General features: G+C 35.9%; 6 protein-coding genes and 2 pseudogenes. 1 reads left to right on the top strand and 7 read right to left on the bottom strand.

Features of this window, described 5'->3' with window-relative positions; genetic code table 11:
• Positions 1-146 precede the first annotated feature (146 nt).
• The gene (locus Q7P22_RS11360; protein WP_303864244.1) at positions 147-1,010 is read right to left on the bottom strand and encodes an SDR family oxidoreductase; all 864 of its coding nucleotides are present in this window, start codon (positions 1,008-1,010) and stop codon (positions 147-149) included.
• Between the two features lie 1,120 nt (positions 1,011-2,130).
• Here Q7P22_RS11360 and Q7P22_RS11365 point away from each other — a divergent pair.
• Complete coding sequence (locus tag Q7P22_RS11365) at positions 2,131-2,361, top strand: hypothetical protein (protein ID WP_303864246.1); 231 nt, start codon at positions 2,131-2,133, stop codon at positions 2,359-2,361.
• A gap of 341 nt (positions 2,362-2,702) precedes the next feature.
• Here Q7P22_RS11365 and Q7P22_RS11370 read toward each other — a convergent pair.
• The 6 genes and pseudogenes from Q7P22_RS11370 to Q7P22_RS11395 all read right to left on the bottom strand — a co-directional run.
• A pseudogene (locus tag Q7P22_RS11370) lies at positions 2,703-3,047 on the bottom strand (ATP-dependent Clp protease proteolytic subunit); the annotation flags it as partial.
• Positions 3,047-4,300, bottom strand: a complete 1,254-nt coding sequence (locus tag Q7P22_RS11375) for a phage portal protein (protein WP_303864248.1) — start codon at positions 4,298-4,300, stop codon at positions 3,047-3,049. The gene Q7P22_RS11375 and the pseudogene Q7P22_RS11370, both read right to left, overlap by 1 nt.
• A gap of 75 nt (positions 4,301-4,375) precedes the next feature.
• Positions 4,376-4,537, bottom strand: a complete 162-nt coding sequence (locus Q7P22_RS11380) for a hypothetical protein (RefSeq protein WP_303864250.1) — start codon at positions 4,535-4,537, stop codon at positions 4,376-4,378.
• 107 nt (positions 4,538-4,644) lie between these two features.
• Positions 4,645-5,346: a hypothetical protein gene (locus Q7P22_RS11385; protein WP_303864252.1), complete on the bottom strand. Its 702-nt coding sequence runs from the start codon at positions 5,344-5,346 to the stop codon at positions 4,645-4,647.
• Between the two features lie 145 nt (positions 5,347-5,491).
• Positions 5,492-6,151 carry a ribbon-helix-helix protein, CopG family gene (locus tag Q7P22_RS11390; protein ID WP_303864254.1) on the bottom strand — a complete coding sequence of 220 codons (660 nt, stop codon included), beginning with the start codon at positions 6,149-6,151 and terminating at the stop codon, positions 5,492-5,494.
• Between the two features lie 60 nt (positions 6,152-6,211).
• Positions 6,212-6,864: pseudogene (locus Q7P22_RS11395) on the bottom strand (terminase TerL endonuclease subunit).
• Positions 6,865-6,890 lie beyond the last annotated feature (26 nt).

Below are 6,890 nucleotides of genomic sequence, written 5' to 3' on the forward strand. Positions count from 1 at the left end.
ACAAAGGCTTATAGCCGTAGAGGAAACCACCCGTTGGACGGGTGGTCCTCATTTAATTCTATTAGTACTAAATGTTAGCAAAGTTACTTTACTAACATTTAGCGCATAGAGGTGAGTCTTAAAATTGAAATACTCTTCTTAGTTTATTAAGAGCTTACCATAATTCCACCATTAACATGGAGAACTTGTCCCGTAACATAATTGGAATCTTCTGAAGCTAAATATACATACGTAGGAGCGAGCTCAAAAGGTTGACCAGGTCTTTTCATTGGTGTATTTATTCCAAATGAAGAAACCTTTTTTTCATCATATGATGCAGGGATAAGTGGTGTCCATATTGGTCCAGGTGCAACGGCATTGACACGAATTTCTTTTTCTACTAGATTAAGAGCTAATGAACGAGTGAAAGATACAACTGCTCCCTTTGAAGACGAGTAATCTAGTAAAGTCTTGTTTCCTTCATAGGCAGTGACAGAAGCAGTGTTGATAATGCTACTACCCTCTTTTAGATGGGGAAGAAGTGCTTTTGTTGTATAAAAGAAAGAGAAGACATTTGTTTGGAATGTTTTTTCTAACTGTTCAGAGCTAATATCTAAAAGGCTTTGTCGTTCATACTGAACTGCTGCATTATTGACTAAGATATCGCATTTGCCATAGAAATCGATAGTTTGATCAACAGCTTCCGAACAAAACCCCTCTTGTGAGAGATCTCCTTTAATGAGGAGACATCTTCTACCGTAGCCTTCTATGATTTTTTTTGTCTGACTTGCATCTTCATCTTCATTTAAATATACGATAGAAACATTGGCGCCTTCTTTGGCAAAGGCAATGGCCACAGCTTTCCCAATGCCACTATCTCCTCCTGTAATAAGAGCCACTTTATTTCCAAGCTTTCCACTGCCGACATAACTAGGATTATCAAATATTGGGTTAGGATTCATTTGAAATTCAATTCCAGGTTGTTGATTTTGATGTTGAGGAGGGATGTGATTTGGAACTTTTGGATACATTGTGATTCTCCTTTGTAATGTAATATAATTTGACGATGAAATTATATTATAGTGTTTCACTCTTTTTATGATTAATTCATTTTAAATGGTGTGATAGTAGGACGAATAGGGTTTATATGGCATCTTTTAATTGAAGGTGCTTTCTATTTAATTAATAGTCCAATAGGGACACATTTCAAGAATTCACTATTTAAATAAATTCTCCCACCGTTTTTGCAAGATGGTGGGAGGAAAATAATAATTAATAAGCCATATTTTGTATGTTAATAATCTTATTATATGAAAAAGACAGCAAAAAAAGACATGACAAAAGCACGACATGTTTAACGAACAATCAATTAGTGGTGAGTTTATATGGATATGGAGAGTACTTAAGCGGCTCGAACAGCGTTAAGGAATTTAGGCAGCACATCCTTATATTTAGGATATTTAGTTAGTAGTTTGTGCCCTTACTTACAAAGCTTTGTTACCCTTAAAAGAGTTAGATTGCTAATTTCTTTACATATTTCCTTGTAGCTGTAGTCACATAGGTCTCTCATAAGAAAGATTGAGATTGCTTTATATTCGGTAATACTGTAGCAATATTTTATTTTAATGAGTTCGAGATTGTCTATGTTAAACGTTTTTGATACTTAAGAGTGGGATGCGACTGTTAAAATCAGAAAGTGCAAAAAAGCATTAGTTGTTAAATATTACTTTATAATTATCCTTTTCTAATTTGTCTAACATTTTTGCATATGACGTGGTGCAAGGGTTATAATTTTGCATCTTGAGGTTTTTGGCATGTAATTTACACCCTTTTTTTTTTATTATTATATACGAGTATATGTTTGACTTTGTTATTATAGATACTTACAAGTTATGTCATTAATTTTGGGAAAAAGTTGTGATTTGATAGGCTTTACATGATAATAAAAGAAAAGGGATAAAAGATGAAAATGTCCTATGTCTAAGTTACAAACAAATCTTTGCAAATAATAGGAGGATTGTTATACCTTTTGTCATAATAGAAAGCTGTAATTAGTATTAGAGAAAGGACGAACGGCAGAAAATGTTCAATTGGTACAAAAATTGGAGAGAAAAGATTAGAACAGAAAATGTCCTAAAAGGACTTATTAATATGAACGCAACATTCATAAAAAGATACAAGAGCGGGATTGATGAGGTATATATATTTGAAGGAAAAAAATGTATTGCAGTTCGTCTTAAAGAGAGCTTATGGGAAGAAGTATCCCAGCTCGGTGTAAGAAGAAATCTTTGGGATAAGCACGTTATGAGCTATGATATGGCGATTAGGGAATATGACAAACTAAAGGAAGTAAAAAAGAAGAGGGAGAGCAATATTTATTGAGGTGAGCGCTTTGTTTTAGAGAGGCTTTTGAAATGGCCCTTAGAAGGAGGTAGCTGTGAGGTGACTCGCTTGGGGGAAGGGGAAAATTGAGTCACAAAAGGCTACCTCTAACCTTGACGTGATATACTCCCCCTATCCTAGGCAGTTTAAATAATAAAAATTGTTTACTATAGGGTGAGCATATCACCCTAACGAGTCATTTACTCTTGATGCATCCATATTTTAAATATAAGTGACCTAAAATTCAATGAGCGATTGATCTAAATTTCATTTGGTAAATGCACTTACAACTGGTGGGTTTAAAACTTGACCCAAAATTTCCCGTCCCTTGTGAGTCTTGCAGTTAAGGGATTGTGGACCATCATAAGTGCTGTTGGTGCCATCAATACTGTAGTTCCAGCCATAGCAATCACGGAAGCAGCAGATGCCGCAATACCATCAATTTTGATAGTCACTCTGCCTTTATAGTCTATGAGCATGGTGTAAATCTGACTGGCTGCGATGCAATCACCACCTGGTGAGTTCAGCCAAATAAAAATGTCACCCTCGCCAGCAAATAAATCTGCTTTAAAAGCCTTAGGGGTGACATCATCATCCAACCATGATTCTTCGGCGATTACCCCGTCGAGGTAGAGCGTTCGGGTGTCGGATTTTTCGTCCTTGACCCAGTTCCAGAATTTTTTCATTAGGTTTCCTCTCTTTTTGTGATATTTGCGAACGCACCAGCGTCCTCTAGTTTGGTCATTGCTCCATTAATGAGATAGAGATCACCGCCAAATTCCACAGGAATTCGGTCGAGATTCTCAAGCTCTCGGATGTCATTAGTGCTCATCCAGCCATTCTGTCTGGCTGTTGCATAACCGTTCATACGACTTGCATAATCGCCACGAAGAAGACCATCCACATTAAATTTGATGAAGACAGTAGGCTTTTCACTTTCCATGAGAAGGGATCGATACATGGTTTGTTCCCATCGTACTACCCAAGGGTCAAGAGTGTATTTCACGAACTCTAATGACTGTTGCTCAATGTTTGAAAAAGATGACTTCTCAAGATCTGCGAGCATATGAGGTGGCACCCTAAAAATACGGGCAATTTCGTTTATTTGAAATTTCCGCGTCTCCAAGAACTGCGCTTGATCAGGGGAGATACCTATTGGCTGATATTTCATGCCTTCTTCAAGAACAGCTACCCTGTGGGAATTTGAAGAACCTTGATAGGCTGTGTTCCAGCTGTCTTTCACTCTCTGTGGATCCTTAATGGTGCCAGGGTGTTCCAGCACACCACCTGGCGCAGCACCATTAGCGAAGAACTTTGCTCCATATTCCTCGGTGGCTATTGCTAATCCAACTGCATTCTTTGCCATAGCAATGGGGGAGTAGCCTACCAGTCCGTCAAATCCTAAGCCCGGAATATGGAGCACATCAGATGGGTCGAGATAGACCAAGCTATCTTTTTTGAGGGTAGGGGAATCCTCAATGGTTCGTTGGTACAAATAAAAAAGCCGGCCGTTTTTATCACGGTCGACTGTCATTTTGTTTCGCATAAGAGGGTAGAGGGCAATAACCTCACCACGGGCGTTTCGAATGATCTGGGCATAAGCATTACCCCATAATAAAAGGTGACTCATCAACGTTTCACGGAACGTGAAGGAGGTCATCTCAGGATTTGGCTCATCATGGAGCAGTTTATATAACGGATGCTGTAAATATTTTTCTTTTCCTCCGCTGTCGTTGTATTTGTAAACATGAAGCGGAAGCCCTGCCAAAGTTTCAGCTAGTATTCTCACGCAGGAATAGACCGCCGTCATTTGCATAGCTGTGTGTTCGTTGACAGGTTTTCCAGAAGACGTTCCTGCGAAAAAGAAACTATAGCGGGTTCCACTTAAGCTATCTTTAGGCTTATCACGTGCCTTGAAAAATCCTTGTATTATTCCCATAGATATTATTCTCCTTAAAAATAAACATGAAAAAAGCACCCATAAATTATAGGTGCTTTCTATTAAAATTAGTTGCTAATATGGATCGTTTGAATCGTCATCATCATCGAAAGAATAATCACTGCCATGTTCTTCAATACAACGCATTTCATCATATCTTTCAAGGCTGATATCTTGTTCTTCATCACTTCTGTTTAACCATTCATCATAAAATTCATAGTCCTCAGGGTCATACATTACACATCCTCCTTTACGTAAATATTATTATTTCTGTTATAAAATGAATACTCGGATAAATGAAGCGAATATTCTATTTAGGGGTTAGTACTGCATAGTAATTCTAATTATGAATATATGACAGTAGGTAATGAAGTATTAAAGTTTTTAAATCTTAAAAAATCTTGATAAAGATTAAAATAATAATTGGTATTGTTTTTTTCGTCGTAAGAGAATATGCATACTCCCGCAGCGTAAAATAAGATAAGATGTTCAAAATTCATTAATTCTTCGACAACTTCTAGTTTATTTATTACATCAGGTTGATATACATCTGGATGGGCATTCCTACTACCTATTATTGAAATTTCTTTTAATCGGTTTTGAATATCCAATTTTAATCTGTTCTTTGATGTGGCTATATTAGCTTTATCTTTAATAGTAAAATAGTGATTACAATCTAATTTGTATTCACGATAATTATTTTCTAAATTGCATTTATCAATTGCTTTCATCATGGCGTTAGAAGAATTGTTTTTTAATACAGAGATATAAGATTCATGACAAATAAGATTAAATAAATCATAAAATGATTCGATAGAATATCGCAAATTTCTATATATTCCTGAGAAGTTGGTATAATAATCTAAATTACAATTACTCCAATATCTCAGATTCATTCGAAGATTTTCCGATATATAATTATACAGTCTAAATTGTTCCTTGCTACATGAATTTACATTAGAATTATGCAGGTGAAACATCTGTGTGTCCAAAGACATTTTGAAATCAAAAGTACTATTTAGTTTTGTTAAATTCATATTGATCATTGTAATCCTCCTTAGTCTATTTTTTTTATATAAAAATAAATATAGTTACATTATATCAAACTAAGGAGGAAATGCAATACAAAAATACATGATTGCAGTATTGCAATTTTGCACTGGATGATTTACATTTGTATTGCATATAACATTATTGTAAGAAACTCAAAACATCCTCATCACTTGTGATTTCTTTTGCTAGAATGCTTTGAATACTCTTAATATCGTGTAAACGCGCATAAGGTCTTATATGTTCTGTGATATCTGACAATCCATTAGCAAATTGGCACCTAGTAGTACTCAACATATATTTTATATCATTTTCTTTTTGTAGTGATATAGTCTCAACTATTACATAACGATGTTTTTTAGTATCTTCTGTATCTATAATACCAAACCAGTAAAAAAATCTATACTCATTTAAAGATACGTCAATATTAAAATTTTTTTTAATTTCATCTTCATACAGTTTGGCTGATTCATACAATTTGTCTGATCCATACAGTTGAGCTAAATAAGGGTTTTGTTGTTGCGAAGTATAAATGTATCTCCCTTTAACTATATATCTCTTAGGCTCTTTAATTTGTTTGCTTTCATCTTCTAAAAAAAGATTTTCGTAAGATAAAAGTATACTATGTTCTACTATTTTGTTACTTACCTCTGAATTAGGCCCTTGGTTTTTTCCATATTTATTAAGAAGTTCTTCTAAAAACTCACCTTGTGACATATCGTTTTTTTGAGCATGAGCCTTGAACTTTTCTGCCACCTCAGGGGTTAATCTAACGGTAATTCCTTTATCTTTCTTTGTCATCTACTATACCTCCTAGCTACATTTAGTATAGCATTGCAATACATATAATACAATAATACATTAAAAATAAAGAATGCCTCTCTTATCATAAATGCTTTCACTTGTAGTGTTTGCACATCGTATAGCACGATCGAGAGCCATAATAGTAGCGATAGCACCATCTATTTTCTCGGTGGACTTTTCCTTGTCAGCTTTAATATTTCCAGCAGGATCAGTTCGGATGAAGATGTTGTCCATCATCCAGCGAAGGACCGGATGCCCACCATGGGCGATTTTCTGTTCTAAGGTCAATTTCATCAGCTCTTTTGTAGGCGGGGACATATCCTTGAAACCCTGGCCAAAAGGGACAACAGAGAAACCGAGGTTTTCAAGATTCTGAGTCATCTGTACCGCACCCCAGCGGTCAAAGGCAATATCACGGATGTTGTATTTCAAACCAAGTTCTTCAATAAAGGATTCAATGAAACCGTAATGTACTACGTTACCTTCAGTGGTTTCTAGGAAACCTTGTTTATTCCATATATCGTAATTTCATGATCTCGTCGTACACGCAGGTCGATTGTTTCTTCTGGTATCCAGAAGAAGGGGAGAATAGCATATTTATCATTCTCATCCAGTGGTGGAAATACAAGTACAAATGCTGTAATATCAGTAGAAGAGGAGAGGTCAAGTCCACCATAACAAATACGCCCCTCCAGAGATTCTGGGTCCACAGAAAAGGCGCAGGCGTCCCATTTAT

This window comes from Alkalibaculum bacchi (assembly GCF_937875145.1).
In the GTDB taxonomy this organism is placed as follows: domain Bacteria; phylum Bacillota; class Clostridia; order Eubacteriales; family Alkalibacteraceae; genus Alkalibaculum; species Alkalibaculum bacchi_A.